This window comes from Planosporangium spinosum (assembly GCF_049999945.1).
GTDB lineage: Bacteria > Actinomycetota > Actinomycetes > Mycobacteriales > Micromonosporaceae > Planosporangium > Planosporangium spinosum.
In genome coordinates, this window is sequence record NZ_JBLYUB010000011.1 from 183,934 (window position 1) to 208,748 (window position 24,815).

Genomic DNA, 24,815 nt, shown 5'->3' on the forward strand with positions numbered 1-24,815 from the left:
CGGATTCACCGCGGGACACCCCTGTCTGCTAGCCACCTGATCCCGACGTACCAGAGCACTCCGTAGAGGAGAGCGCTGACCGCCACGCCGACGGCCCCCGAACCCAGCGGGGGCAGTGCCGCACCGGCGACCGCCGCCACACCGATCCCGACGACCACGGCGAGAAAGGCCGAGACGAGCGCCATCCCGATCCGGCCCCGGACCTCACGCCAGGCCCGGAACTCCTCGGTGAACAGCCACACCGGCAGGATGCCGGCGAACCAGCCCGAGAGCTGCCCGAAGCGGCCGAGACCGAGCAGGCTGGACACCCCGTCGACCACGACCAGCACCACGATCCCCAGAACGAGGCCAGCCACCACCGAGGCGATCAACTCGGCCAGGCGTACCACCCGACCGTCGGCGTCGCGGTGCGGGAACGTCGTCTCACTCATGCCCACATGAGGGTACGCGACCGTGCCGGCGCGCCTTCGCCCGCGCCCCTGGCCCCGGTACGCGCCCCCTGCGGCCGGGGCCGGCGGTGACCCGTCAGGCCCAGACCTGCTGCGGGACGGCGCGCCGCTCGGCCAGCGGGGTGGGCGCGTCGTACTCGCGCACGATCTCGTAGCGGGTGTTGCGCTCGACCGGCCGGAACCCGGCGTCCTGGATGAGGGTGAGCAGATCCTCGCGGTGCATGGTGTTCGGCGTGCCGTAGCTGTCGGCGTCGTGAGTGATCTTGTACTCGACGACCGAGCCGTCCAGGTCGTCCACGCCGAAGTTGAGCGACAGCTGCGCCACCGACAGGCCGTGCATCACCCAGAAGCACTTGACGTGCGGCACGTTGTCGAACAGCAGCCGGGAGACGGCGAACGTCTTCAGCGACTCCGCCGGTGACGCCATCGTGGTCTGCGCCTGGATCCGGTTGCGGACCTTCCCGTCGGCCGAGTCGACGAAGTCGTGCTGGTAGCGCAGCGGGATGAAGACCTGGAAGCCACCGGTCTCGTCCTGCAGCTCACGCAGGCGCAGTACGTGGTCCACGCGGTGGCGGGGCTCCTCGATGTGGCCGTACAGCATCGTGCTCGGGGTCTTGAGGCCCTTGGAGTGCGCCAGCCGGTGGATACGCGACCAGTCCTCCCAGTGGGTGGCGTGGTCGACGATGTGCTGGCGGACCTCCCAGTCGAAGATCTCGGCACCACCGCCGGTCAGCGACTCCAGGCCGGCGTCGATCAGCTCGTCGAGGATCTGGCCGGCCGGCAGGCCGGAGATCTTCTCGAACCAGTGGATCTCGGTCGCGGTGAACGCCTTGAGGTTCACGCCCGGCAGCGCAGCCTTCAGTTCGCGCAGCACCCGCGGGTAGTACTTCCACGGCAGCGTCGGGTGCAGACCGTTGACGATGTGCAGCTCGGTGAGCTGCTCGCCCTCCATCTGCTTCGCCAGCCGGACGGCCTCCTCGACGCGCATCGTGTACGCGTCCTTCTCCCCCGGCTTGCGCTGGAAGGAGCAGTACGCGCAGGACGCCGAGCACACGTTGGTGAGGTTGAGATGCCGGTTGACGTTGAACATCACCCGGTCGCCGTTCTTCTCGGTGCGGACGTGGTGGGCCAGCCGCCCCAGCCACACCAGGTCGTCGCTCTCGTACAGGGCGATGCCGTCCTCGCGGGTCAGCCGCTCGCCGGCGTACACCTTGGCCTCAAGTTCGCGCTTGCGCCCAGCGTCCACCACAACCTCCTGCGAGTACGGATCTCAAGGTCAGCGTACGTCGCCCGACAGGTCTGCCCGAAGGGGAGGTGTGTGCGGTCACTTCGGGCCGACCTCCGGGCATTCACCGGCAAGTCTCGATCCGTTCCCGCTCTCGGGTTCCCAATGCGACCTGAGTCAGGTAAACACCTGGGAGGGGAGGCAGCATGACACACCAACGGGCACCGCGCGGAGCGCTCCGCCCTTTCGTCTGGTCGGCGGCGGTATGCACCGCCCTGTGCATGTTCGTCGCGCGCCCGGCATACGCGGATCCGGTACCTCCGGGCGTTCCTGACGCCGGCTCCCGGCCTGCGGTGACCGGCACCTTCCAGCTTCCCGGCGCCACCCCTCCCGACGGCCTGCCCGCGTCGACGCCGGCCGTCGCGGCCGAGCCGGGCCCACTCGGCCAGCGGATCATGACGGAGAGCATCGCCCTGGAGACGGCCGGCCAGAAGCTACGCACGTACGACGCCGACCTCGCCGAGGCGCGGCGCGCCGCCGAGGTGACCGGGCCGGCCCTCGACCGGGCCACCAGGGAGCTGTCCGACCTGCGGGAGCGCGCCGGCCACGAGGCCGGGGAGGCCTACAAGGCGGCGACCGCGCTCGGCCCGCTCGGCGGGTACGCCTCCGACCTGCACCAGCTGTCGGTGCTCGCGCCCGGCATCGGGCAGCAGCCGGGCAGCCAGGCGACCGTCCGTGACCTCAGCCGCGCCGAAGAGGCGGCGCGCACCGCCGAGACCGCCCACCGGGCGGCGACCGCCCGCATCGACGACCTGACCCACGAGCGCGACACCGTCAAGACCGACTTCGACCGGCGCTCCGCGGCCCTCACCGAGCTGCGCACCCAGAACTCGGTGGAGTACCAGCGGGAGCTGGCCGCCATCGACGCGCAGCAGGCCTCCCTCGGCGCGGGCATGAACGCCGGCGGGGCGGTCAACGGCAAGATCGCCGGCACGGTCGCGCAGAAGGCCGTCGAGTACGCCAAGAGCAAGCTGGGTCGCCCGTACGTGTGGGGCGCCGAGGGGCCCGACTACTTCGACTGCTCCGGCCTGGTGCTCTGGTCCTACCAGCGGGCCTCCGGCAACCCCAACGTCCTCCCCCGGGTCGCCAACGACCAGTACTGGGCCACCCGCGGCCGCGAGGTGGCGGTCGGCCAGTTGCTCCCCGGTGACCTGCTCTTCTTCGCCACCAACAAGTCGGACTGGCGCTCGGTCCATCACGTCGCGATGTACGTGGGGAACGGCTACATGATCCACGCTCCGACGACCGGCGACGTCGTCAAGATCTCGCCGATCTGGTGGTCGGAGTTCTACAAGGCGACCCGTGTCGTGGCGGAGCAGGCTGCTCCCACCCCGTCCCCCACGCCGACGCCGCCGACCACCACCCCGCCCACGTCGGGGCCGAGCACGCCGGCGCCCAAGCCCACCTGGAGCACGTCGCCGCCGCCGAGTTCGTCGAGCACGTCGCCGCCGCCGAGTTCGTCGAGCACGTCGCCGCCGCCGAGTTCGTCGAGCGCGTCGGCGTCGGCGTCGTCGAGCGCGTCGGCGTCGTCGAACGCGTCGGCGTCGGCCTCCTCGACCTCCTCGGCCTCGGCGTCCACCGGCGCGGGTACGTAGCCGCGCGTGCCCGCCCCGGTACGTGGCCACGCCCGGCCGCGGCGGTCGACACCGCGTACGGAAGATCATCACGGCTGCCGCTCCTGTGTCAGGCACGCGAATATGGGACGGTGTAACGGAGGATCTCCGGCAGCGGGGACGCCACGTGTGGGGCGTAGGCGTGGGAGGTAGGCATGGACGACCGTGAGACCGCCACAGTGCGCGAGGACGGCACCGGATCAACCGGGCACCCGCTGCCGGAAACGGCCGCCAGCCCACCGACACCGGACCGTCGGGTGACCGTCGGCCGGGCCAGCGCACCGACCGTGTCGCCGCCGGCGGTGGTACCGCAACAGTCCCGGTCGGCGCCCGCGACCTACCGGGCCGGCCAGACATCGGCCGCCGCGCCGGTGTCTCCCGCCGTGCCGTCGCCGGCCCCCGCGCCCGCACCGCCCCACCCGCACGGCGCGGCCGGCCACGGGGAACCCGCACCGCCCCACCCGCATGACGCGGTCGGCAACGCCGGACCCGCCGTCGCGCGGGCCCGCGCGGCCGTACCCGGCGCCGTTCCCCTCATCCCGACCGACCTGGCCGGAATGGTGGGTCCGACCTCCGGCGGGCCACAGACGTACGGCGCCCCGGCCGAGCCGCCACCTCCGGTCGAACCGCCACCACCGCCGGGCCCGCCGGAGCCGGCCTCGCCCCCGGTGCCGCCGGAGCCACCCCAGCCGGTCGAGCCGCCACCCGGACCGTCGCCGTTCCCGTCGCCCACCCCGGTGCCGACGCCGCCAGCCCCGGTACCACCGGAACCACCCGCACCGGAACCGGAGCCCGGTCCGCCGTACCCGCCGGTCCCTCCCGTGCCCCCGCCGCCGGGTCCGCCGGGCCCGGCCCCGGCGCCGCCGTTCCCGCCACCGCCTCCGGCGATCGCCGAACGGGTACCGGAACCCGCGCTGCCGAGCTGGCCACCGTCGCTGCTGTCCGGGTCGCCGTTCCCGACCTCGGCACCGCCCGCGCCGACCTCCGGGGCCCCGTACCCGCCGGCCTCCGGCGCACCGTACGGTGCGGACGGTCGGGCGCCACGCCCGCATCCACAGGGGACCGTGTACAGCGGCAGCCCGGTGACGAGCCAGCCGCTGACCCTCGTCAACCCGGTGGAGCAGTCCGGCTCGCTGACCGGCCACATCCTCCGCCAGGGCACCGACGCACCGCCACCTCAGGAGCGCACGACGCGGGTGGTCGTGATCATGACGGTCGTGCTGACCGTCGTGGTGATCGCGGGCCTGGCCATCGCCGTCTTCGCCCGGAACACCCTCAGCGACATCCTCACCGGCGGCTGATCGCCCGCCCGGGCTCCGCCGACGCGGACGGGCGGGTGCCCGGGTACGTGAGGCTCACCACGTACCCGGGCACCCTGATCGCCGGGGCGGGTAGGCTAGCGCGTTCACACATGGCGCGCGCGGTTCGCGGCGCGCCCGGGCGCTGACCGGCCGGGGCCGGAGAGGAGCGCCCCGCTCTTACTCCGGAAGGTTTCTCTTGACCGCTGACTTCAGCGCGTACCCGTCCATGTTCGACGCCCCCGTTGACTCGGAGCCCGTCGGTTTCGCCCTGCTCGGCCTGCCCGACCCGCTGGTCCGGGCGCTCGCCGATGACGGGATCGCCAGCCCGTTCCCGATCCAGCAGGCCGCGATTCCCGACGCGCTCGCCGGGCGCGACCTGCTCGGACGCGGTCAGACCGGCTCGGGCAAGACCCTCGCGTTCGGCCTGCCCGTACTGGCCCGCCTGGCGCAGGGCGGCCGGACCGCACCGCACCGGCCGCGGGCGCTCGTGCTGGTACCGACCCGCGAGCTGGCCATGCAGGTCGGCGACTCGCTCGCGCCGCTGGGCCGGGCGGTCGGGTTGCGGTTCGCGACCGCGTTCGGCGGTTCGGCGTACGACCGCCAGATCTTCGCGCTGGAGCGGGGCGTCGACGTCCTCGTCGCCACGCCCGGCCGGCTCGGTGACCTGATCCGCCGCGGCTCCTGCTCCCTCGACGCCATCGAGATCACTGTGATCGACGAGGCCGACCAGATGGCCGACATGGGGTTCCTGCCCGAGGTCACGGAGTTGCTCGCGCAGACGCCGGCCGACGGGCAGCGGCTGCTCTTCTCGGCCACCCTCGACGGTGACGTCAACACGCTCGTCCAGCGCTTCCTGACCGACCCGGTGACGCACGCGGTGACCCCGGCCGTGGCCACCGTCGACACCATGGACCACCACCTGCTGCACATTCCGGCCCAGGAGAAGTTCGCGGTCACGGCGGCCATCGCCGCCCGGGCCGGGCGGACCATCCTCTTCGTCCGGACGCAGGCCGGGGTGGACCGGCTGACCGACCAGCTCACCGAGGTCGGTGTACGCGCCGGCGGCCTGCACGGCGGCATGACCCAGCGGGTCCGCACCCGCGCCCTCGCCGAGTTCCGGGAGGGCAGCATCGACGTGCTGGTCGCGACCGACGTCGCGGCGCGCGGCATCCACGTCGACGGCATCTCGCTGGTGGTACACGTGGACCCGCCGAGGGACCCCAAGGACTACCTGCACCGGGCCGGCCGTACCGCGCGCGCCGGGGAGACCGGCACGGTCGTGACACTGGTGCTGCCCCGGCAGCGCAAGAGCACCGCGATCCTGATGAAGAAGGCCGGCGTCGAGCCGGGTCAGCTGCGGGTACGGTCCGACGACACGGCGCTGGCGGAGCTGACCGGCGCCCGGCAGCCCAGCGGCGTGCCGTTCGTGCGCCAGCCCGCGAGGCCCCGAGGCGGGCGCCCGCACCACCGCGCCGGCGGGCGCAGCCACGCCCGACCCGCCCGCCACACGGAAGGCTCCGCCCGCCACGGTGGTGGCTCCGCCCGCTATGCGGGTGACTCCGCCCGTCGCTAGTCTCGGGGTCATGACCGTGCGCGGCGAGTGGCCCGGGGTACGTCGATGAGTACCAGGCAGGTCACCGCGACCAGGCCCCAGACCGTCGGTGTGCTGCCACGTTCACTGCTGTGGCAGCGCACCGACGTGCACGGCGCCGAGCACGTGCTCTTCGACGACCGCCGCGGCCTGACCGCCCGCGGGGTCGCCGTCGCCGCCGGTCCGGTGCAGTACACCTGCCGGTACGAGCTGGACACCGACGACGGCTGGGCCACCACCCGGTTCGAGGCGATCGCCGAGGGCGGTGGCTGGCTGCGCCGGTTGCACATGACCCGTACCGACGAGGGGTGGCGGACCACCACCGCCGAGCACGGCGACCTGGCCGCGGCCGGCCTGCCGAACGCGCTGCCGCCGGGCGCCGAGGATCCGGACCGGCTCGCGGAGGCGGTCGACATCGACCTGTACAACTCGCCGCTGACCAACACGCTGCCGCTGCGCCGGCTCGGGCCGCTCGACGGCACCGTCACGATCGTGGCGGCGTGGATACTGCTGCCGAGCCTGACGGTCATCGCGAACACGCAGACCTACACCCCGCTCGGGCCCGGCCGGGTCCGGTACGCGTCCGGCTCGTTCACCGCCGACCTGGAACTGGACGAGCACGGGTACGTGCTGCGCTACCCCGGGCTCGCCGTCCGGTAGGCCGCGGCGACCCGGACCGCCACGGCCCGGCTCAGGGGTGGGTCACGGCCCCGGCTCCGACGTGGGCTGCGCGCGCCCCTCCCACTTGGTCGACAGCGCGATCGCGGTCCGGGTACGGGAGACGCCGGGGGTCCGGTTGAGCCGCACGATGAGGTGCTCCAGGTCCGCGATCGTGGGTACCCGCGCCTTGAGCAGGAACGACTCCTCGCCGGCCATGAAGTAGCAGGAATCGATTTCCGGTATTCCATTCAGGGTGTCGAGGACGTCGTCGATGTCACCACTGCTGTCCTGGACGACCCCGATCAGCGCGGTGACGCCCAGCCCGACCGCTTCCGGGTCCACGTCGGCGTGGTACCCGCGCAGCACCCCGGTCGACTCCAACTTGGCCACCCGCTCGTGCACGGCCGGTGCGGAGAGCCCGACCTGGCGGGCCAGCTCGGCGTAGGACAGTCGGGCGTTCGCGCGCAGCAGCTCGACGAGCTGTCGGTCGATTGCGTCCACGGCCGTACCCTAGCCGGTTGCCGTCAGGGTGCAGCTAATTGCTCAACAGGTGCGATTTCTGTTTTTCTCGGACACCGCACGCTCGCGGTGCTCTAATGGGCGTACGTCCCAAGAAGGCTTTGACCAGGGGATCAGGGGGCGAAATCGCCGTTGACGCAAGGAGGAGTCGTGGACACTGCAGATCGTCTGCTCACACCGGGCGAGGTGGCCGCGCTGTTCCGCGTCGACCCGAAAACCGTGACGCGGTGGGCCGCCGCGGGCCGGATCAGCAGCATCCGTACGCCCGGTGGGCACCGGCGCTTCCGCGAGTCGGAGGTGCGGGCGTTGCTGGACGGCGAGGCCGACCTGAGCGCCGAGTTGATCACCGGTGACCCCTCGCAGGGTTACCGGTAGGACGCCCCGCGCAGCCACTCCCCCCGCTGGCGCGTACCTCCCGGCGGGCGGCTCCCGCCGATCAGAGCGCGCCGCCCAGCCGGCCGCCGGTGTCAGTGCGCGCCGCCCAGCCGGCCGCTCCACCGGGTGAACAGCGCGTGGGGTACGCCGATCACGTCGAGCACCTTGCCGGCGACGAAGTCGACCAGTTGCGCGGCCGACGCGTCGGCGCCGGCGGCGTAGAAGCCGGGGCTGGCCGGGAGGACGACCGCACCGGCGTCGTGCAGCGCGATCAGGTGTTCCAGGTGACTGCGGGTGACCGGGGTCTCGCGCGGCACCACGACGACCGGCCGGTGCTCCTTGAGGTTGACCTCGCACGAGCGTTGCAGCAGGTCCTTGGACAGGCCGATGGCGATGCCGGCGCAGGCCGCGGTGCTCGCCGGCACGACGACCATGCCGCGGGCCGGGTACGAGCCGCTGCTCGGCCCGGCGGCCATGTCGCCGGCCGGCCAGTACGCCAGGTCGTCGCCGGCCAGGTCCCGGCCGCCCAGCCACGCGGCCAGGTCGTCCTTCCAGTGCGCGTCCCGGAACGGCCGCCCGGTCTCGTCGAGCAGCGTCAGCCGCGCGGCCCGGGAGACGACGAGGTCGACCGCCTCACCGGCGTCGAGTAGACCGCGCAGCACGGAGGCGGCGTACGGGGTACCCGACGCCCCTGAGACTCCCACGATCCACGGTCGACGCATGTCCTCGACGGTAACCCTTCCCTTGATCCTGGACGGTTGGTGGGGTGATCGCCGTCAGGTCTTCGGGACCACGGGGTGAGGCGGAGCGGGACAGGTCGCGGCGACCGGGCCGAAGAGCGCCTGGAACCCGACGAACAGACCGAATGCGATGCTGATCAGTTCAACGAAAAGGACAATTCCCTCTTAAGGCGCTATACGGTCCTATCATCTCGCCAGTGACGAACAAAGAGCACCGGGGATACCGCCCTGCGCTGGACGGCCTACGTACCCTGGCTGTCGGCAGTGTGATCGTCTATCACCTCGGCGGCCGGTGGCTGCCCGGAGGCTTTCTCGGCGTCGACCTCTTCTTCGTCCTGTCCGGGTACCTGATCACCGGCCTTCTCCTCGACGAGCACAGCCAACGGGCCCGGATCCGACTGTCCACCTTCTATCTCCGGCGGACCCGTCGCCTCCTGCCGGCGCTCCTGCTCGTGCTCGTCGCGGTGGCCGTCGCCGTGCACTACTGGGAGCCGCCGTGGCAGTGGACCGCACGCCGCGGTGACCTGCTCGCCGGCCTGTTCTACTACGCCAACTGGCACCTCATCGCGACCGACCAGTCATACTTCGCGCAGTTCGCGAGCCAGTCACCGCTGCGGCACGCCTGGTCACTCGCCATCGAAGAGCAGTTCTACCTGGTCTGGCCGCTGCTCGTCGTACTCGCGCTGCGCTGGCTCGCCGGCAGCACGCTCCGACGGCGGGCGGCGGTGGCGGTCCTCGTCCTGGGCACCGTCGCCTCGGCGCTCACCATGGTGCTTGTGTACGACCCGGCGAGCCCGACCCGCGCGTACGTCGGCACCGACGCCAGGGCGCAACAACTCCTGATCGGTGCGCTGCTCGCGGTGCTGATGCGCCACGTGAAGCCGGCCGCGAAGGCGGCGGCATGGTCGGCGGTACCAGTGGTGGCGGCCACCGCGGCGCTCATGCTCACCGTCGGGGACAGGGGCAGCTTCTACTACCGAGGTGGCGCCACCGTCGCCGCCGTGGCGTTCGCCGCCCTGATCTGGGCGGTCGACACGGCGCCGACCGGGTGGGTGGCGCGGCTGCTCTCGTTCTGGCCGCTGCGCTCGACCGGCAAAATCTCGTACGGGTTGTACCTCTGGCACTGGCCCGTGATCCTGTACCTGCCTGGGCAGCTGCTCGCCGGCCTGCCGGCCACGCCCGTGCGGATCCTGATGTCCTTCGCGCTGGCGATTGCGTCGTACCACCTCGTCGAGCTGCCGATCCGGCGGGGCTGGCCCCCGTTCGCCGTCGGCACCTTTCCGCGCGCCGCCGTCGCCGCGCCCACGGTGTTGGCGCTGTGCGGAGCGTTCGCCGTCGTGTCGACGGCGCGGCCGCCCGCGCCGCAGCCAGAGATCAAGAACCTGGTCGCCGCGTCCGCACTGGTCCCGGTACCGAGCGCGGCCGGCCTGCTCTCGCCGGACCCCTGCCTGGAGTCACAGGCGATCTGCGAACGCGTTCGCCCGGTACCCGGATATCCCGTATTCGCCGTGATCGGCGACTCCACCGCCCGCGCGCTCGATCCCGGCATGATCGATCTGGCGCTGCGCACCGGCTGGGGATACGTGCTCATGGGCCACAACGGGTGTGGCCTCACCTCCCTTGTCAACACGGGTGGCGACGGCAAGCCCAAGCCGTGGATGCAGGACTGCGCGCAGCAGACCCCGCTCCGGATCCGTGAGACGCTGGACCGGTACCACCCGCGTGTCGTGATAACAAGTTCACGCTGGGAGACGATTCAGCACCTCGGGCCGGACGGCACGATCATCCGCGCGCTGACCGGACAATGGGCCACCGACATCCACGACAGCCTGTCCGAAATGGCGCGTACCGTCGTCGCCTCTGGCGCCAAGCTGGCATTCCTGCCTGTACTGCCAGTGTCGCCCGCCGATACGGGCTGCATCAACCACCCCACGAAACCGAGCTGTTCCCCCGGCTCGGACGCGCTCACCGACAGCACGAACCAGGTGTACCGCCACGTGGCCGACGAGGTGCCGAACACCCGATTGATCTCTATGCAGGATGTCGTCTGCCCGGCGAACCGGTGCCGGCCGACCATTGACGGCGTCGTGTTGCGCTTCGACGGCGTGCACTTCGGGCCGGAGGGCGCACGCTGGTTCACCACCCGACTGGAGCCCCGGCTGCGCGCAGCAGCCCTGCTCGACTAAGCAATCTTGGACACCCGGCGGTGTCGCAGGCCCGCCAGGTGCCCACGATCGCGGTGAGTCACGGCCGCAGGCCGCCGCGGATGACCAGGTCGGCGAGCGCGAACACGAACAGCGCGATACCGACGAACCCGTTGGCGTCGAAGAACGCCCGGTTCACCCGGCTCAGGTCGGTCGGCGAGACGATCGCGTGCTCGTACACGAACACGATCGCGGTGACCACAAGCCCGATCCACCACAGCCAGCCCAGCCCGACCAGCGCACCGAACCAGACGAACAGCGCGAAGGTCACCACATGCGCGACGGTCGAGGCGTTGAGCGCGAAGCGGATGCCGTACCTCGCCGGGACGCTGTGCACCCCGATCTCGCGGTCCACCTCGACGTCCTGGCAGGCGTAGATCAGGTCGAAGCCGCCGATCCACAGCCCCACGGCCGCGCCGAGCACCCAGGCCGGGCCGGAGCCGTCGAAGGTCCCGGTCACCGCGAGCCAGGCACCGACCGGCGCGACCATCTGCGCGAGGGCGAGGATCGCGTGCGGCCAGTTGGTGAAGCGCTTGCCGTACGGGTAGATGATCAGCGGTACGGCGGCGAGCGGTGACAGCACCAGGCACAGCGGGTTGAGCAGGGCGGCGGCGGCCACGAGGACCAGCAGCGCGACGACCGCGCCGGTCCAGGCGGTACGGACGCTCACCGCCCCGGTCACCAGCTCGCGGGTGGCGGTGCGCGGGTTGCGCGCGTCGATGTGCCGGTCGAGGATCCGGTTGACCGCCATCGCGAACGTCCGCGCGCCGACCATCGCGATCGTGACCAGCAGCAGGTCCAGCCAGCGCACCCGGCGGCCGTGCAGCGTCATGGCCGTCAGCGTGGCCAGGTACGCGAACGGCAGGGCGAACACCGAGTGCTCGACCTTGACCAGCCGCAGGAATGACCCCACCCGCCCGGGGCTCGGCTCGACAGCCACCGTCACAGTCCGTACTCCTTCCACCGCTTGTCGACGCGCGCCACGATCTCCGACGACATCGTCATCTCCTCCGGCCAGCCACGCAGGTACCCCTCCCCGGGCAGCTTGCGGGTGGCGTCGATACCCGCCTTGCCGCCCCAGAACTGCTGGTACGAGGAGTGGTCGAGGTGGTCGACCGGGCCTTGCGTCAGCAGCAGGTCGTGCGAGTAGTCGACGTTGCCGAACGCCCGGAACGCGACCTCGTGGTAGTCGTGCACGTCGCAGTCGGAGTCGACGACCACGATCAGCTTGGACAGCGACATGAGGTGCGCGCCCCAGATCGCGTTCATCACCTTCTGGGCGTGCTTGGGGTACCGCTTGTTGATCGAGACGATCACGCAGTTGTGGAACACCCCGGCCGCCGGCATGTCGTAGTCGACGATGTCCGGGATCATCATCCGCAGCAGCGGCAGGAAGATCCGTTCGGTCGCCTTGCCCAGGCCGTGGTCCTCCTGGGGCGGCTTGGACGTGATGATCGAGTGGTAGACCGGGTTGCGCTGCATGGTCATGCACTCGATGTGCAGCACCGGGAACGGCTCGACCGGCGTGTAGAAGCCGGTGTGGTCGCCGAACGGCCCCTCGGGCAGGCGCTCACCCGGCTCCAGGTAACCCTCCAGCACGATCTGCGCGTGCGCCGGCACCTGCAGCGGCACGGTCAGGCAGTCGACCATCTCGACCCGCTCACCGCGCAGGAAGCCCGCGAACAGGTACTCGTCGATGTCGCTCGGGAGCGGCGCCGACGCGGCGTAGCTGACCACGGGGTCGCAGCCGATCGCGACCGCTACCGGCAGTCGCTGGCCCAGCCGCTCGGCCACCGCGTGGTGCGCGGTGGAGTCCTTGTGGATCTGCCAGTGCATGCCGAGGGTGTTGCGGGAGTGCTGCTGGAGCCGGTACAGACCGAGGTTGCGCTTACCCGTCTCGGGATGCTTCGTGTGGGTCAGCCCGAAGTTGTGAAAGACGCCCCCGTCGCCGGGCCAGACCTGCAGGCCGGGCAGGCGGTCGAGGTCGACCTCGTCGCCGGAGTACACGACCTCCTGGCACGGCGCGGTCTTGACATGCTTGGGCGGCACCGACTTGAGCTGCATCAGCTTGCCGATGCCCTCGCGGATGCCGGACCAGCCGACCGGCAGTTCGGGCTTGACCAGGCCACCGATCCGGTCGCCGATCTCGTCCAGCGACTCGACGCCGAGGGCCATCGCCATCCGGCGCTCGGTGCCGAACAGGTTGATCGCGACCGGCATCTCGCCGCGGACCGGGTTCTCGAACAGCAGCGCCGGACCGCCCGCGCGCACGGTACGGGTGACGATCTCGCTGATCTCCAGCGTCGGGTCCACCGGCGCGCTGACCCGGTGCAGCTCACCGGCGCGGTCGAGCGCCTGAAGAAAATCCTTGAGATCCGGGTACGGGAAGCCACGCGCCATGACGCCAAGTCTCGCAACCGCCCCCGACAGGCTCGTCGGCACCCCGACGACGGCGGAGGCCACCGCCTACCGGCCTTCCTCCATCGCAGACACCAGCGACGGAGCGTAATCGATTAATAACAACGTCCATCTATAATCAATATCAACATGACGCTATGCTTCGGCAGCCAAGAATCCCCTCCCCTTCGGGGATTCTCCCCTTTCGACACAGGGAAAATGGATGAACCGCACCCCTCACTTATGGGCGGCTCGGATCGGCGTCAGCATGGCCGCAGCCCTCACCGTCGGCGCCGCGGCGCTCCCGGCTCACGCCGACAACTCCGGCTTCGTGTGGGCCGCGCTGCCGTTCGACATCACGATCGGCGCCAAGGGCAGCCCCGGTAAGGCCATCCCCGTCTACCTCATGGCCAACGCACACAACCCGTCCGTCAGCTTCGACCTGAAGCCGCTGGCGGCGGTCGCCGATCTGCACTTCCCCGACACCTGCAAGATCACGAGCGACACGGCGACCTGTGCCCTCCCGTCGGACACCCGGTTCGACGACCGCCTGCCGGTGACCTTCGTCCCGAAGGCCGCCGCCGGCACCACCGTCACCTTCACCGCCACCATCAAGGCGGACAACGCCTCGCCCATGACGGCCACGGCACAGGTGACCCTCGACGGCGTCGACCTCGTCACGGACGAACCGGCAGGCGCGCAACTCGGCTCGGCCAAGCCGGGTGACGTGACGCACACCCCGGTTGCCTGGTCCAACGTCGGCAACAAGAGCGCGGCCAGCACGACCCTGTCGTTCGGGTTCGACAACGGCCTGGCGCCGGTCGAGTACGACGGCTGCGAGTACGCCAAGGAAGGCCGCCGGACACTGGTCACCTGCCGGATCGACGAGGAACTCAAGCCGGGCACCGGCTACGAGTTCGTCACCCGCGACATCGCGACCGGGCAGGAGACCCCCGGTATCGCGGCGACCGTCACCCCGGACGCCTACGGCACCAAGGCCATCGACTTCTACGCCGAGGGCAACGCGGCGACGTCCTCGCTCGCAGTGAAGGACCTGCGGTTCTCCCGGCCGGCGAAGCCCACCAAGAAGGTTGCGCTCCGGGCAGCCGCCGCGAAGCGCAAGGCGGGCATCGCCGCCGCGTCGGTGGACATCGACGACCGGGACAACTTCGGCGCCGCCTACTACGACATCACCAACAGCCTGGACCTGGCCGCGATCGGGACGACCGCGTCGGGCCAGGCCGGCGACGTCGTCGCGGTGAAGCTGGGCATCAGGAACAACGGCAAGGGCAGCCTCGACTCCTACCGTTCCGGTGGCGAGCCGGCGACGTACTTCCTCGTGACCGTGCCGCCGGGGACGGAGGTCACCGAGGCGCCGAAGACCTGCTCCTCGATCACCGAGGAGGGTGACGGCACCACGCGCAGCGACCCGGGTCAGGCCGGTGGGACCTACTACGGTTGCATCACCGGAACGTATCTGGGTGCCGGCGAGACCTACACCGTCACGTTCAAGCTGAAGATCACCGAGGTGAAGCCGGACGCCACCGGCACGGTGAGCTTGCACGACAAGGACACCCCGCCCTCGGACAGGCTGTACGACGACAACCCGGCCAACGACGAGGCACCCGTGGTGATCAACCCGACCGGCACGGGCGGCGGCGCCGGGGGCGGCGCCGGGAGCGGCGGCGTCGGGAGCGGCGGCGTCGGGGGCGGCAGTGCACTGCCGATCACGGGCACGCAGACGGCCGTGGCCGCCGGCGTGGGCGTGGTGCTGGTCGGCGGTGGCGCCGCGATGTACCTGCTCGCCCGTCGGCGGCAGGTCGTCCTCGTCGCGGACGCCGACGACCGCATCGCCTGACGCTCGGTAACAGCAGTGGCCCCCGGGTTCACCGCCCGGGGGCCACTGTGCGGTTCTACTTGACCCCGGCGTAGGAGTGCATGCCGGTCACCACCAGGTTGATGGCGAACAGGTTGATCATCATGGTGGCCCAGCCGAGCACGGCGATCCACGTCGCCGTGGTCTTCTTCACGCTCGGCGTGGCCCGCGCGTGCAGGTAGCCGGCGTAGATCACCCAGGAGATGAACGACCAGGTCTCCTTGGGGTCCCAGCTCCAGTACTGGGTCCACGCCTCGCGCGCCCAGACCGCGCCGCAGATGATGGCGAACGTCCAGATCGGGAACGCGAACGCGTGCACCCGGAACGTCAACCGTTCCAGCCCGACCGCGTCCGGCAGCCGGTTGCCCAGCGTGTACGGGAAGCGTCGCTTGCCGTTGTCGTACCCGGTGCGCAGCAGGGTCAGCGCCGCGGCGACGAAGCCGACCAGCAGGACACCGGACGCGGTCACGGCGGCCGTCACGTGGATCTTCAGCCAGTACGAGTTGAGCGCCGGCATCAGCGGGCCGGCCGCGGTGTAGAGCCGGACCGCGTCGATGAAGAGCATGATGATCAGGGCCAGCGTGACGAACATGCCGAGCGGGCGGACGGCCGGGCGGCGCAGCACCAGCGCCAGCCACGCGGTGGCGCCGACGAAGCAGACCGCCAGCACGAACTCGTACATGTTGCCCCACGGCACCCGGTGGGCGGCGAGCCCGCGGGTGACGATCGTGGCGAGGTGCGCCACGTACCCGACCACGGTCAGCGTGACCGCGAGCCGGCCGAGCATCACCGCCCTGCCGGCCGGACCAGCCGGGGCCGGATCCGGCGACACAACGCCGGCAGGCGCGGAGTCGACCGCGGCGTCCGTCGACGCCGACTCGGCCGCGTCGGGAAGGACCGGGGCGCCGGCGCCGACCAGTTCCCGCTCCCGCTCCCGGGCCCGGAACGCGACCCGGGCCACCGCACCGCGGCTGCCGAAGGCGAACTCGGCGGCGTACGCGATCATCGCGACCAGGTACGCCAGGACCGTGACGAGCAGTAGCTGATTGGAGAGGGAATCGGTCATCTCAGGACGCCTTCCTTTCGTACCGCCTGCACGATCTCGTCGAACTCGGCCGTGAAGCCGGCGTAGTCGGTGCGCGGCAGGCCGGCCACCTCCACCCGGTCGCCGGTGAACCGCAGCCAGATCCGGCGCCGCTTGCCCCACAGCGACAGCGGCAGACCGGCCAGCAGGCAGACCGCGGCACCCAGGACGATCGTCTCACCGGGGTCGTGCCGGACGGTGACCGTGATGTACGGCCGGGTGCCCAGGAACTCGACCTTCGAGCCGTCCGGCAGCGTCAACGCGTCGCCGACCTTGAGCGCCTTGGACTCGGCGACCTTCTGGAGCTTGCCGGACGCGATCCGGGACTGGTCGAGCGTGTACACCGACTTCGGGATGCCGGCATCCATGCCGAGGTTGCCCTGGTACGCCACGAGCAGCAGTCGCGGGTTGCGCTCCTCCGGGTGCAGGGAGGTCCCCTTGGTCACGTCGGTCGACGACATGGTCGGCAGGTACACGCCCTGGAAACCGATCTGGTCGTTCGGGTCCTGCTTACCGGTCGCCGGGTCGATGTTGGCGTCCGGGAACGCCGCCGCCCCCTCGCTGGTCAGCTTGTCGTCGCTGTTGAGGAACGGCTGGACCGAGGTCTGCGACTGCCCGTACCGGTCGGTGTAGCGGATGATCGGCGCGTATCCGTGCCCCAGCAGGTACACGCCGGCACCGGCGACCCGCAGCGGGTGGTTGACCTGGACCAGAACCGGGCGGTCGGTCCCGCCGGTCCCTTCCGAGTAGTGCAGGTAGGCGCGGAACGCGGTCGCCTGGTCGTTGGCGGAGTAGGTCGCCTCGAAGCGGTCGAGCCGCACGCAGAACGGTGGCAGGTCGCTCGCGCTGACCCGGGCACCCAGGCCGTAGTCGTCGTACTGGGGCAGGCTGTTGCACACGGCCGTGTCGGTACCCGCGACGATGTTGCGGCTGCCGTGCCAGCCGTACCAGGAGCTGACCGCGACGCCGATCAACATCGCCAGCAGAGCGAAGTGGAACAGCAGGTTGCCGCTCTCCTTCAGGTACCCCTTCTCGGCGCTGACCGTGGTGCCGCGCACCGCCACCCGGAAGCGGCGCTTGCGCAGCGCTGCTGCGAACGTCTCCACGTCGGCCGGCGACCCCTCGCCGGTGGTGTACGCCGGCATCCGGTCCAGCCGCGACGGCCCGTCCGGCGGCTGGCGCAGCAACGCCGTGACGTGCGTGCGCAGCCGGGGCACCAGGCAGCCGACCAACGAGACGAACAGCAGCAGGTAGATCGCGGAGAACCAGGGCGAGGAGAAGACGTCGAACAGGTAGAACCGGTCCAGCGTCCGGCCCAGCGACCCGTGGGTGCGCAGGTACGTGTTGACTTCTTCGATCTTGTTGTTGCGCTGCGGCAGCAGCGAGCCGGGGATCGCGGCGACGGCGAGCAGGAACAGCAGCACCAGGGCGGTGCGCATGCTGGTGAGCTGGCGCCAGGCCCGGCGGGCGAGCGCCACCAGCCAGGGGCCGAGGCCGTGCCCGCGTGGCAGCGGGGTACCCGGGTCGACGCGGTCGGCCGCCGGGGTCTCCACGGTTGACATCTAGACGCTCACCTCCCCCACTCCGACGGTGGAGCGCAGCCATGTGACGAAATCCAGCCAGCCGCCCGTGATCAGGGCGAGACCGACGACGATCAGCAGTACGCCCCCGAACCGGGTGATCCACCTGCTGTTGCGACGGATCGCCCGGAACACGCCCAGCAGCCGCCGGAATCCGAGGCCGAAGGCGACGAACGGCAGGCCGAGGCCGAGGCAGTACGCGAAGGCAAGGATAACCGCGCGGCCGGTGGAGCCACCCACGGCGGACATGCCGAGCACCACGCCGAGCGTCGGGCCGAGGCACGGGCTCCACGACAGCGCGAACACCGCCCCGAACACCGGGGCGCCGAGCAGGCCGGCGGCCGGCAGCCGGTGGACCCGCCACTCCCGCTGCAACCCCGGCAGCAGGCCGGCGAACGCCGCGCCCAGCACCAGGATGAGCACGCCGACGACGACCTCGACGGTCCGCTGGTGGCGCAGCAGCGCCTTGCCCGCGCTGGCCAGCAGGACGTTGGCCAGCACGAAGACGCTGGCGAACCCGGCCACGAACAGCAGCGTCCCGGCGAGGATCCGGCCGCGCCGGGCCCCGGCCTCCGACGCGCTGTCAAGATCGGCTCCGGCCAGGCCGGTGACGTAGGACAGGTAGCCGGGTACGAGCGGCAGCACGCACGGCGACAGGAAGCTCACCAGGCCGGCGATCGCCGCCACCCCGATCGCCAGCAGCAGCGGCCCGGTCTCGGCGATACCCGCGAAGGTGTTGCCCATCAGTTCGGCTCCGCCGCCACCTGGCCGACCGCCGGTTGCAGGTCCTCCCGCGTCAACGGCTTGGTGTACAGGGCCGCGATCCGGCCCTTCCGGTCGATGATCAGCGTGCTCGGGGTGGCGGTCGGGGGCACCTTGTCGAACGTCAACGCCGTCCGGCCCGCCGGGTCGAACAGGCTGGGGTAGGTGATGCCGTACCGCTTGACGAAGGCCTGCGCCTTGTCCCGGTCGTCGCGGATGTCGATCCCGACGAACGACACCCCCTGCGCCCTGGTCGCCTCGGCGACGGCCGCCAGCTCGGGGGCCTCCGCCCGGCAGGGTGAGCACCAGGCGGCCCAGAAGTTGAGCACGATCACCTCGCCCCGGTGCCGGGCGAGGTCGTAGCTGCCGCCCTCGAGCAGTTCCCCGGTGACCTCGGGCGCCGGCCGGCGCTGGTCGACGGCGAAGAGTTCGCTCGTGCCGGTGTCCGGGGCGCCGGTGCCGCCCGACGCGGTACGGGAGGTGCAGCCGGCCAAGGCGACGAGCGTGGCCAGCAGGCAGGCGAGGAGCGTACGGCGGCGGCGCATCACGCCCCCTTGGCCGTCCGTGCATCCGGCGACAGCGCGATCAGGTGCGCGGCCGGCTCGGAGTAGCCGATGCCGACGATGCGGGTGTCCTCGAAGTGGAAGCTGGTGAGGCTGGCCAGGGCGCACTGGCGCCGGCGCGGGTCGTGCCAGAGCCGCTTGCGCTCCACGTACCGGCGCAGGGTCCAGATCGGCAACTGGTGCGACACGCAGACCGCCTCATGCCCCTCGGCCGCCTCGCGGGCGGCGAGCAGGGCCGCGTACATCCGCTGCGCGATCAGCGTGTACGGCTCGCCCCAGGACGGGGTGAACGGATCGCGCATCAGGTACCAGTACCGGGGCTGGCGCAGCGCGCCGTCGCCGACGGCCACCCGCTTGCCCTCGAACAGGTTGGCGCTCTCGATCAACCGCTCGTCGACCTCGATCGGCAGCTTGAACTGGGCCGCGAACGGCTCGGCGGTCTGCTGGGCACGCTCGAGCGGGCTGGCGACGACGTGGGTGACGTCGTGCTCGGCCAGCGACTCGGCCGCCGCCTTCGCCATCTGTACGCCCAGCTCCGACAGCCGGAAGCCGGGGAGCCTGCCGTAGAGGATCTTGTCGGGGTTGTACACCTCACCGTGCCGCAGCACGTGCACCACGGTCTTGCTCATGCCGCCGCCTCGCTGCGCTCGCCGGCACCATGAGACTCCAACGCCCTGAGCCCCCTGATTCGCTCGCTCCGCTCGCTCATGCCGCCGCCTCGCTGCGCTCGCCGGCACCATGAGACTCCAACGCCCTGAGCCCCCTGATTCGCTCGCTCCGCTCGCTCATGCCGCCGCCTCGGCCGCGGCCCGGGCGGCGTACGGCAGCGCCGCCTCGACCACCTCCAGGGCAGCGTCGTCGATCGCCGTGGAGACGAACCAGGCCTCGTAGGCGCTCGGCGGCAGGTACACCCCGCGGGAGAGCATCTCGTGGAAGAAGGCCCGGAACGCAGCCACGTTCTGCGTCTGCGCGCCCGCGTAGTCGACGACCTCGCGGTCGGTGAAGAAGATCGAGAACATGTTCCCCGCGGACGAGCGGACGTGCGGTACCCCGGCAGCGGCCAGCGCGTCGGAGGCGAGCTTGCCGATCACCGACGCCGTGGCGTCGAGCCGGTCGTAGGCCTCGTCGGTGCAGTTGCGCAGCGTGGCGAGGCCGGCCGCGCAGGCGAGCGGGTTACCCGACAGCGTACCGGCCTGGTAGACCGGCCCGGCCGGAGCGAGCTTCGCCATGATCTCGGCGCGACCGCCGAACGCCGCCGCCGGCAGGCCACCCCCCATGACCTTGCCGAAGGTGTACAGGTCGGCGTCAACCGGGTCACGCCCGGACCAGCCGGCGCGCGACACCCGGAAACCGGTCATCACCTCGTCGACGATGAGCAGCGCCCCGTTGCGGTGGGCGATCTCGGCCAGATGGGCGTTGAACCCGTCCCGGGGCGCGACCACGCCCATGTTGCCCGCCGCGGCCTCGGTGATGACCGCCGCGATCTGCCCCGGCATGGACTGGAACGCCTGCTCGACCGCGGCGATGTCGTTGTACGGCAGCACGACGGTGTCGGCGGCCGCGGCGCCGGTCACGCCGGGGGTGTCCGGCAGGCCGAGCGTCGCCACCCCGGAGCCGGCGGACGCCAGCAACGCGTCGACGTGCCCGTGGTAGCAACCGGCAAACTTGATCACCTTGGTCCGCCCGGTGTACCCGCGGGCCAGCCGGATGGCGCTCATCGTCGCCTCGGTGCCCGAGTTGACCAGCCGTACGCTCTCCACCGCGGTGCGTCCGACGATCTCCTCGGCGAGTTCGACCTCACCGGGGGTCGGGGTGCCGAAGCTCGTTCCGGCGGCCGCGGCGGCGGTCACCGCCTCGACCACCGCGGGGTGGGCGTGCCCCAGGATCAGCGGACCCCAGGAACAGACCAGGTCGACGTAGCGACGGCCGTCGGCGTCGAAGAGCCAGCAGCCCTCGCCGCGGACCATGAACCGCGGCGTGCCGCCGACGGCGCGGAACGCGCGCACGGGAGAGTTGACCCCGCCCGGCACGATGGCGCGGGCGCGGTCGAAGAGAGCCTGGGAGGCCGGCGCGTCGGCCGGGTATGTCTCGGTCACGGCTCCATCATTGTGGCAGCCGAGAAGGCCCTGCCCACCGCCGCCCCCTCGACGGTGGGCCGCGGCTCACGGCGTGGCCTGCAGGCCCGACACGCCGGAGTGCGGGGCCGCAGCCCGGTACTCCGGCGGCGGAGACGTGACTTGATGCCGGGCCGGTGCGACCAGGTTAGGCTGGCGGGGTGGAACGTCCGGATCTATCCATCTCAGTCCAGCAGAGCCCGCACGAGGCGCTCGTGGCGCTGGCCGGGGAGATCGACATGTCCACGGTCGGGCGGTTGTCGGCGGCCGTCGGCGACCTCCTCAACCCGGCGCCCCCGCGCGTGGTCCTCGACCTCGCCGGCGTCACGTTCTGCGACTCGCAGGGCCTCGGCACGCTCGTCGTGCTCAGCCGCCGGGCGGCCCTCGCGCACAGCGTGCTCGTACTGGTCAACGTGGGTGACTTCCTGCTGCGTGTGCTGGACATCACCGGCCTGCGCAACGCCCTGATGATCCAGGAGACCACCCCCTGACCCCGGTCCGGGTGACGACCCCGGAGAGCCGGCGGGGTCAGACCATGCGACGCCGGGCCCGGGCGAGCACGTCCACCGCCTTCTCCAGCTGATCGCGCGCGGTCTCGCCGTCCGCCACGGCCGCCGTCGTGAGCAGCGCCGACGCCTCGTCGATCGCGACCGCGGCGGACCGCAGCGCGGCCTCGCGGGTCCGGGTCACCTCGGCCTGCGCGTGCAACTGCTGCGTCTTCGTCCACAGCTCCACGAAGACCGACACCTTCGCCCGCAGCACCCACGGGTCGAACGGCTTGGACAGGTAGTCCACCGCGCCCACCGCGTACCCCCGCAGCGCGAGCTGCGAGTCCCGGTCGGCGGCCGTGAGGAAGATGATGGGCACGTGCCGGGTACGCTCACGCCGCTTGATGTGGCGGGCCGTCTCGAAGCCGTCCATGTCCGGCATCTGGGCATCGAGCAGGATCAACGCGAAGTCGTCGACGAGCAGGTGCTTGAGCGCCTCCTCTCCGCTGTGCGCGCTGACCGCCTGAACCGGCAGCCCCTGCAGGATCGCCTCCAGTGCCAGCAGGTTGTCACGCCGGTCGTCGACCATCAGCACCTTGGCCGTCGGGTGCTCGGTGGGGGTGGGCACCGGACCTTCCTTTCGTCGTCGAACTGGGCGCGGGGGTCGGATGCCGGCGACGACCGGTGACCGTGGCACCCCGCCGCCGGCCCCGGTACGCGTCACCCGTGGCCGGCCGGAGTCGGAACAGACCGAACGGCTAGACCGTCCGCCCCTCGCCGTTGACCCACGCCGCCATGACGTCCAACAGCTCGTCGAGGTCGACCGGCTTGGTGATGTAGTCGCTGGCACCGGCGGCGAGGCTGGACTCCCGGTCGCCCGGCATCGCCTTCGCGGTCAGGAAGACCACCGGCAGATCGACGAAGTGCGGGTTGCGCCGGATCAGCCGGGTCGTCTCGTTGCCGTCCATGTTCGGCATCATGGCATCCATCAGCACGATGTCGACGTGCCCGTGCTCACCGAGGATGCGGATGCCGTCCGCGCCGTTGTCGGCGTAGAGCACCGTCATCCCGTGCAGTTCCAGCGCACTGGTCAAGGCGAACACGTTGCGTACGTCATCGTCGATGATCAGCACGGTGGTGCCGTCGAGCTGCCGGGCAGCCTGGCTGGCCCGCCGCTCCGGCGCGACCATCGGACGGATCATCGGCGGGCTGGGCCGCGCCGCCGCGGTCGGGTCCGCGGTGTCGCCCGCCGGCGCGACCGCCGTCGGCACGACGGCCGCCAGCAGGACGTTGGCCGGCGTCGACTCGACGGGCAGCGTGTCCGGCAGGTACAGGGTGAACGTCGAACCGGCGCCCATCCGTGAGGAGACCTCGATCTTGCCGCCGAGCAGGCGCGCCAGTTCACGGCTGATCGACAGGCCCAGGCCGGTACCGCCGTACTTGCGGCTGGTCGTGCCGTCGGCCTGCTGGAACGCCTCGAAGATCAGGCCGAGCTTGTCGTCGGAGATCCCGATGCCGGTGTCGTCGACCGTGAACGAGATGACCCGGTTCGCCCCGTCGAGACTCGGTACGCCGTACGTCCGGCTCGGGTCGGCGGCTCCGATGCGGAGGGTGACCGAGCCGCTGTCGGTGAACTTGACCGCGTTGGAGACCAGGTTGCGCAGGATCTGCTGGAGCCGCTGGGCGTCCGTGGTCAGCATCGGGGGCAGCCCGGCGTCGGTGCTGACGACGAACTCCAGCCCCTTCTCCTCTGCCTGCGGAGCGAAGGCCTGCTCGACGTACGACCGGACCTCGCTGAACAGCACGTCGCCCGGCTCCACGTCCATCCGACCGGCTTCGATCTTGGACAGGTCGAGGATGTCGTCGATCAGCGCGAGCAGGTCCGTACCGGCGCCGTGGATCGTCCTGGCGAACTCGGTCTGCTTGGGGGTCAGGTTCTCGTCGGGGTTGTCGGCGAGCAGCCGCGACAGCAGCAGCATCGAGTTGAGCGGGGTACGCAGCTCGTGGCTCATGTTGGCCAGGAACTCCGACTTGTACTGCGAGGCCTGGGCCAGCTGCTGCGCCTTCTCCTCCAGGCCGAGCCGGGCCATCTCGATCTCCCGGTTCTGGGTCTCGATGTTGCCCTTCTGCTCCGACAGCAGCGCCGCCTTCTCCTCCAGCTCGGCGTTGGTGCGCTGCAGCTCGGCCGACTGGTCCTGGAGTTCGAGCGCCAGCCGCTGGGACTGTTCCAGCAGCTCCTCGGTACGCCGGTTGGCCAGGATGGTCTTGAGCGCGACGCCGATGGTGACCACGAGCCGGTCGAGGAACTCCAGCTGCAGTTCTGAGAAGTGCGACACCGTGGCGAACTCGATGACGCCGAGCGGGTCGCCCTCGTAGAGCACCGGCAGCACGACCAGGTCCGACGGCGGCGTGCTGGCGATGCCCGAGCGCACCGTGATGCCCTGGGCGTTCGCCGTGGTCACCCGGACCGTCCGGCGCGCCAGCGCCGCCTCACCCACCAGGCCCTCGCCGGGCGCGAAGCTGATGTCGAAGTCCGGGGCGTACCCGTAGGAGGCGGTCAGCCGCAGTGGCGCGTCCGGCGCCTCCGAGGCGGTGAGGAAGAACGCGCCGATCTGGGCGTCGACCAGCGGCGTCACCTCGGCCATGATCATGCGGCAGACCTCGTCGAGGTCGCGCTGCCCCTGGAGCAGGCCGCCGATGCGGGCCACGTTGGAGTCCAGCCAGCCCTGCTCGGCGTTCTTCTTGGTGGTCTCGCGGAGCGTGACGATCATCTGGTTGATGTTGTCCTTGAGCTCCTCGACCTCGCCCTCGGCGTTGACCGTGATCCGCTGGCTGAGGTCGCCCCGGGTCACCGCCGTGGAGACCTGCGCGATCGCGCGCAGCTGCGTGGTGAGCGTGCCGGCGAGCTGGTTGACGTTCTCGGTCAGGTCCCGCCAGGTACCCGACACGCCCCGCACCTGCGCCTGACCACCCAGCTTGCCCTCGGTACCCACCTCACGGGCCACCCGGGTGACCTCGTCGGCGAACGACGACAGCTGCTCCACCATCGTGTTGACGGTGTTCTTGAGCTCCAGGATCTCGCCCTGCGCGTCGACGGTGATCTTCTGGGTCAGGTCACCCTTCGCCACCGCCGTGGTGACCTGGGCGATGTTACGCACCTGGCTGGTCAGGTTGCCGGCGAGCTGGTTGACGTTCTCGGTCAGGTCCCGCCAGG

The 24,815-nt window shown here is 71.1% G+C and carries 22 protein-coding genes; 8 read left to right on the forward strand and 14 right to left on the reverse strand.

All coding sequences use genetic code 11. The annotated features are described in order from the left end of the window. Positions 1-5: 5 nt before the first annotated feature. Both ACNTMW_RS17115 and mqnE read right to left on the reverse strand, forming a co-directional pair. Complete coding sequence (locus tag ACNTMW_RS17115) at positions 6-431, reverse strand: hypothetical protein (RefSeq protein ID WP_426634615.1); 426 nt, start codon at positions 429-431, stop codon at positions 6-8. Between the two features lie 94 nt (positions 432-525). After that, positions 526-1,695 (reverse strand): aminofutalosine synthase MqnE, encoded by a 1,170-nt coding sequence (mqnE, locus tag ACNTMW_RS17120; RefSeq protein WP_426634617.1) that lies wholly within the window; start codon positions 1,693-1,695, stop codon positions 526-528. A gap of 332 nt (positions 1,696-2,027) precedes the next feature. On the opposite strand from mqnE, the gene ACNTMW_RS17125 reads away from it, so the two are divergent. From ACNTMW_RS17125 to ACNTMW_RS17140, 4 genes are all read left to right on the forward strand, one after another. Then, positions 2,028-3,329 (forward strand): C40 family peptidase, encoded by a 1,302-nt coding sequence (locus ACNTMW_RS17125; protein WP_426634618.1) that lies wholly within the window; start codon positions 2,028-2,030, stop codon positions 3,327-3,329. A 173-nt stretch (positions 3,330-3,502) separates the two neighbouring features. After that, the gene (locus ACNTMW_RS17130; protein WP_426634619.1) at positions 3,503-4,648 is read left to right on the forward strand and encodes a hypothetical protein; all 1,146 of its coding nucleotides are present in this window, start codon (positions 3,503-3,505) and stop codon (positions 4,646-4,648) included. Positions 4,649-4,874: 226 nt separating this feature from the next. After that, on the forward strand, positions 4,875-6,221 hold the full coding sequence (locus ACNTMW_RS17135; RefSeq protein ID WP_426634653.1) for a DEAD/DEAH box helicase: 1,347 nt from the start codon (positions 4,875-4,877) through the stop codon (positions 6,219-6,221). A gap of 45 nt (positions 6,222-6,266) precedes the next feature. Further along, positions 6,267-6,899, forward strand: coding sequence for a putative glycolipid-binding domain-containing protein (locus ACNTMW_RS17140; protein ID WP_426634620.1), 633 nt, complete (start codon positions 6,267-6,269; stop codon positions 6,897-6,899). A 42-nt stretch (positions 6,900-6,941) separates the two neighbouring features. Here the strand turns inward: ACNTMW_RS17140 and ACNTMW_RS17145 are convergent, their stop codons facing one another. Continuing rightward, positions 6,942-7,400 carry an Lrp/AsnC family transcriptional regulator gene (locus ACNTMW_RS17145; RefSeq protein WP_426634621.1) on the reverse strand — a complete coding sequence of 153 codons (459 nt, stop codon included), beginning with the start codon at positions 7,398-7,400 and terminating at the stop codon, positions 6,942-6,944. A gap of 168 nt (positions 7,401-7,568) precedes the next feature. Between ACNTMW_RS17145 and ACNTMW_RS17150 the strand changes: the two genes are divergently transcribed. Then, positions 7,569-7,793 (forward strand): BldC family transcriptional regulator, encoded by a 225-nt coding sequence (locus ACNTMW_RS17150; RefSeq protein WP_426634622.1) that lies wholly within the window; start codon positions 7,569-7,571, stop codon positions 7,791-7,793. 92 nt (positions 7,794-7,885) lie between these two features. On the opposite strand, the gene ACNTMW_RS17155 is transcribed toward ACNTMW_RS17150, so the two are convergent. Further along, positions 7,886-8,515, reverse strand: a complete 630-nt coding sequence (locus ACNTMW_RS17155) for a UbiX family flavin prenyltransferase (protein ID WP_426634623.1) — start codon at positions 8,513-8,515, stop codon at positions 7,886-7,888. A 215-nt stretch (positions 8,516-8,730) separates the two neighbouring features. On the opposite strand from ACNTMW_RS17155, the gene ACNTMW_RS17160 reads away from it, so the two are divergent. After that, positions 8,731-10,719: an acyltransferase family protein gene (locus tag ACNTMW_RS17160; protein ID WP_426634625.1), complete on the forward strand. Its 1,989-nt coding sequence runs from the start codon at positions 8,731-8,733 to the stop codon at positions 10,717-10,719. A gap of 58 nt (positions 10,720-10,777) precedes the next feature. Here ACNTMW_RS17160 and mqnP read toward each other — a convergent pair whose 3' ends face one another. Continuing rightward, a complete protein-coding gene (mqnP, locus tag ACNTMW_RS17165) occupies positions 10,778-11,683 on the reverse strand; it encodes a menaquinone biosynthesis prenyltransferase MqnP (protein ID WP_426634626.1) in 906 nt (301 codons plus the stop codon). Further along, complete coding sequence (locus ACNTMW_RS17170; RefSeq protein WP_426634627.1) at positions 11,680-13,137, reverse strand: menaquinone biosynthesis decarboxylase; 1,458 nt, start codon at positions 13,135-13,137, stop codon at positions 11,680-11,682. Before ACNTMW_RS17170 ends, mqnP begins: the two co-directional genes overlap by 4 nt. A gap of 220 nt (positions 13,138-13,357) precedes the next feature. Here ACNTMW_RS17170 and ACNTMW_RS17175 point away from each other — a divergent pair, with 220 nt between their 5' ends. Continuing rightward, entirely contained in the window at positions 13,358-14,992 is a 1,635-nt protein-coding gene (locus ACNTMW_RS17175) for a hypothetical protein (RefSeq protein WP_426634628.1), read from the forward strand. Positions 14,993-15,047: 55 nt separating this feature from the next. On the opposite strand, the gene ccsB is transcribed toward ACNTMW_RS17175, so the two are convergent. From ccsB to hemL, 6 genes are all read right to left on the reverse strand, one after another. Next, positions 15,048-16,076 (reverse strand): c-type cytochrome biogenesis protein CcsB, encoded by a 1,029-nt coding sequence (ccsB, locus tag ACNTMW_RS17180; RefSeq protein WP_426634629.1) that lies wholly within the window; start codon positions 16,074-16,076, stop codon positions 15,048-15,050. Continuing rightward, on the reverse strand, positions 16,073-17,656 hold the full coding sequence (resB, locus tag ACNTMW_RS17185) for a cytochrome c biogenesis protein ResB (RefSeq protein ID WP_426634630.1): 1,584 nt from the start codon (positions 17,654-17,656) through the stop codon (positions 16,073-16,075). Before resB ends, ccsB begins: the two co-directional genes overlap by 4 nt. Beyond that, entirely contained in the window at positions 17,657-18,418 is a 762-nt protein-coding gene (locus ACNTMW_RS17190) for a cytochrome c biogenesis CcdA family protein (protein WP_426634631.1), read from the reverse strand. Continuing rightward, positions 18,418-18,981 (reverse strand): TlpA family protein disulfide reductase, encoded by a 564-nt coding sequence (locus ACNTMW_RS17195; RefSeq protein ID WP_426634632.1) that lies wholly within the window; start codon positions 18,979-18,981, stop codon positions 18,418-18,420. Before ACNTMW_RS17195 ends, ACNTMW_RS17190 begins: the two co-directional genes overlap by 1 nt. Continuing rightward, complete coding sequence (locus tag ACNTMW_RS17200) at positions 18,981-19,628, reverse strand: histidine phosphatase family protein (protein ID WP_426634633.1); 648 nt, start codon at positions 19,626-19,628, stop codon at positions 18,981-18,983. The genes ACNTMW_RS17195 and ACNTMW_RS17200 overlap by 1 nt, the downstream gene beginning before the upstream one ends. A 156-nt stretch (positions 19,629-19,784) precedes the next feature. Then, a complete protein-coding gene (gene hemL, locus ACNTMW_RS17205) occupies positions 19,785-21,095 on the reverse strand; it encodes a glutamate-1-semialdehyde 2,1-aminomutase (protein ID WP_426634634.1) in 1,311 nt (436 codons plus the stop codon). Between the two features lie 179 nt (positions 21,096-21,274). Here hemL and ACNTMW_RS17210 point away from each other — a divergent pair, with 179 nt between their 5' ends. Further along, positions 21,275-21,604: an STAS domain-containing protein gene (locus ACNTMW_RS17210; protein ID WP_426634635.1), complete on the forward strand. Its 330-nt coding sequence runs from the start codon at positions 21,275-21,277 to the stop codon at positions 21,602-21,604. A gap of 37 nt (positions 21,605-21,641) precedes the next feature. Here the strand turns inward: ACNTMW_RS17210 and ACNTMW_RS17215 are convergent, their stop codons facing one another. Together ACNTMW_RS17215 and ACNTMW_RS17220 are read right to left on the reverse strand one after the other, a co-directional pair. Continuing rightward, positions 21,642-22,190: a response regulator gene (locus ACNTMW_RS17215; protein WP_426634654.1), complete on the reverse strand. Its 549-nt coding sequence runs from the start codon at positions 22,188-22,190 to the stop codon at positions 21,642-21,644. A gap of 169 nt (positions 22,191-22,359) precedes the next feature. Continuing rightward, on the reverse strand, positions 22,360-24,815 hold a 2,456-nt coding region (locus ACNTMW_RS17220; RefSeq protein ID WP_426634636.1), incomplete at its 5' end, for an ATP-binding protein.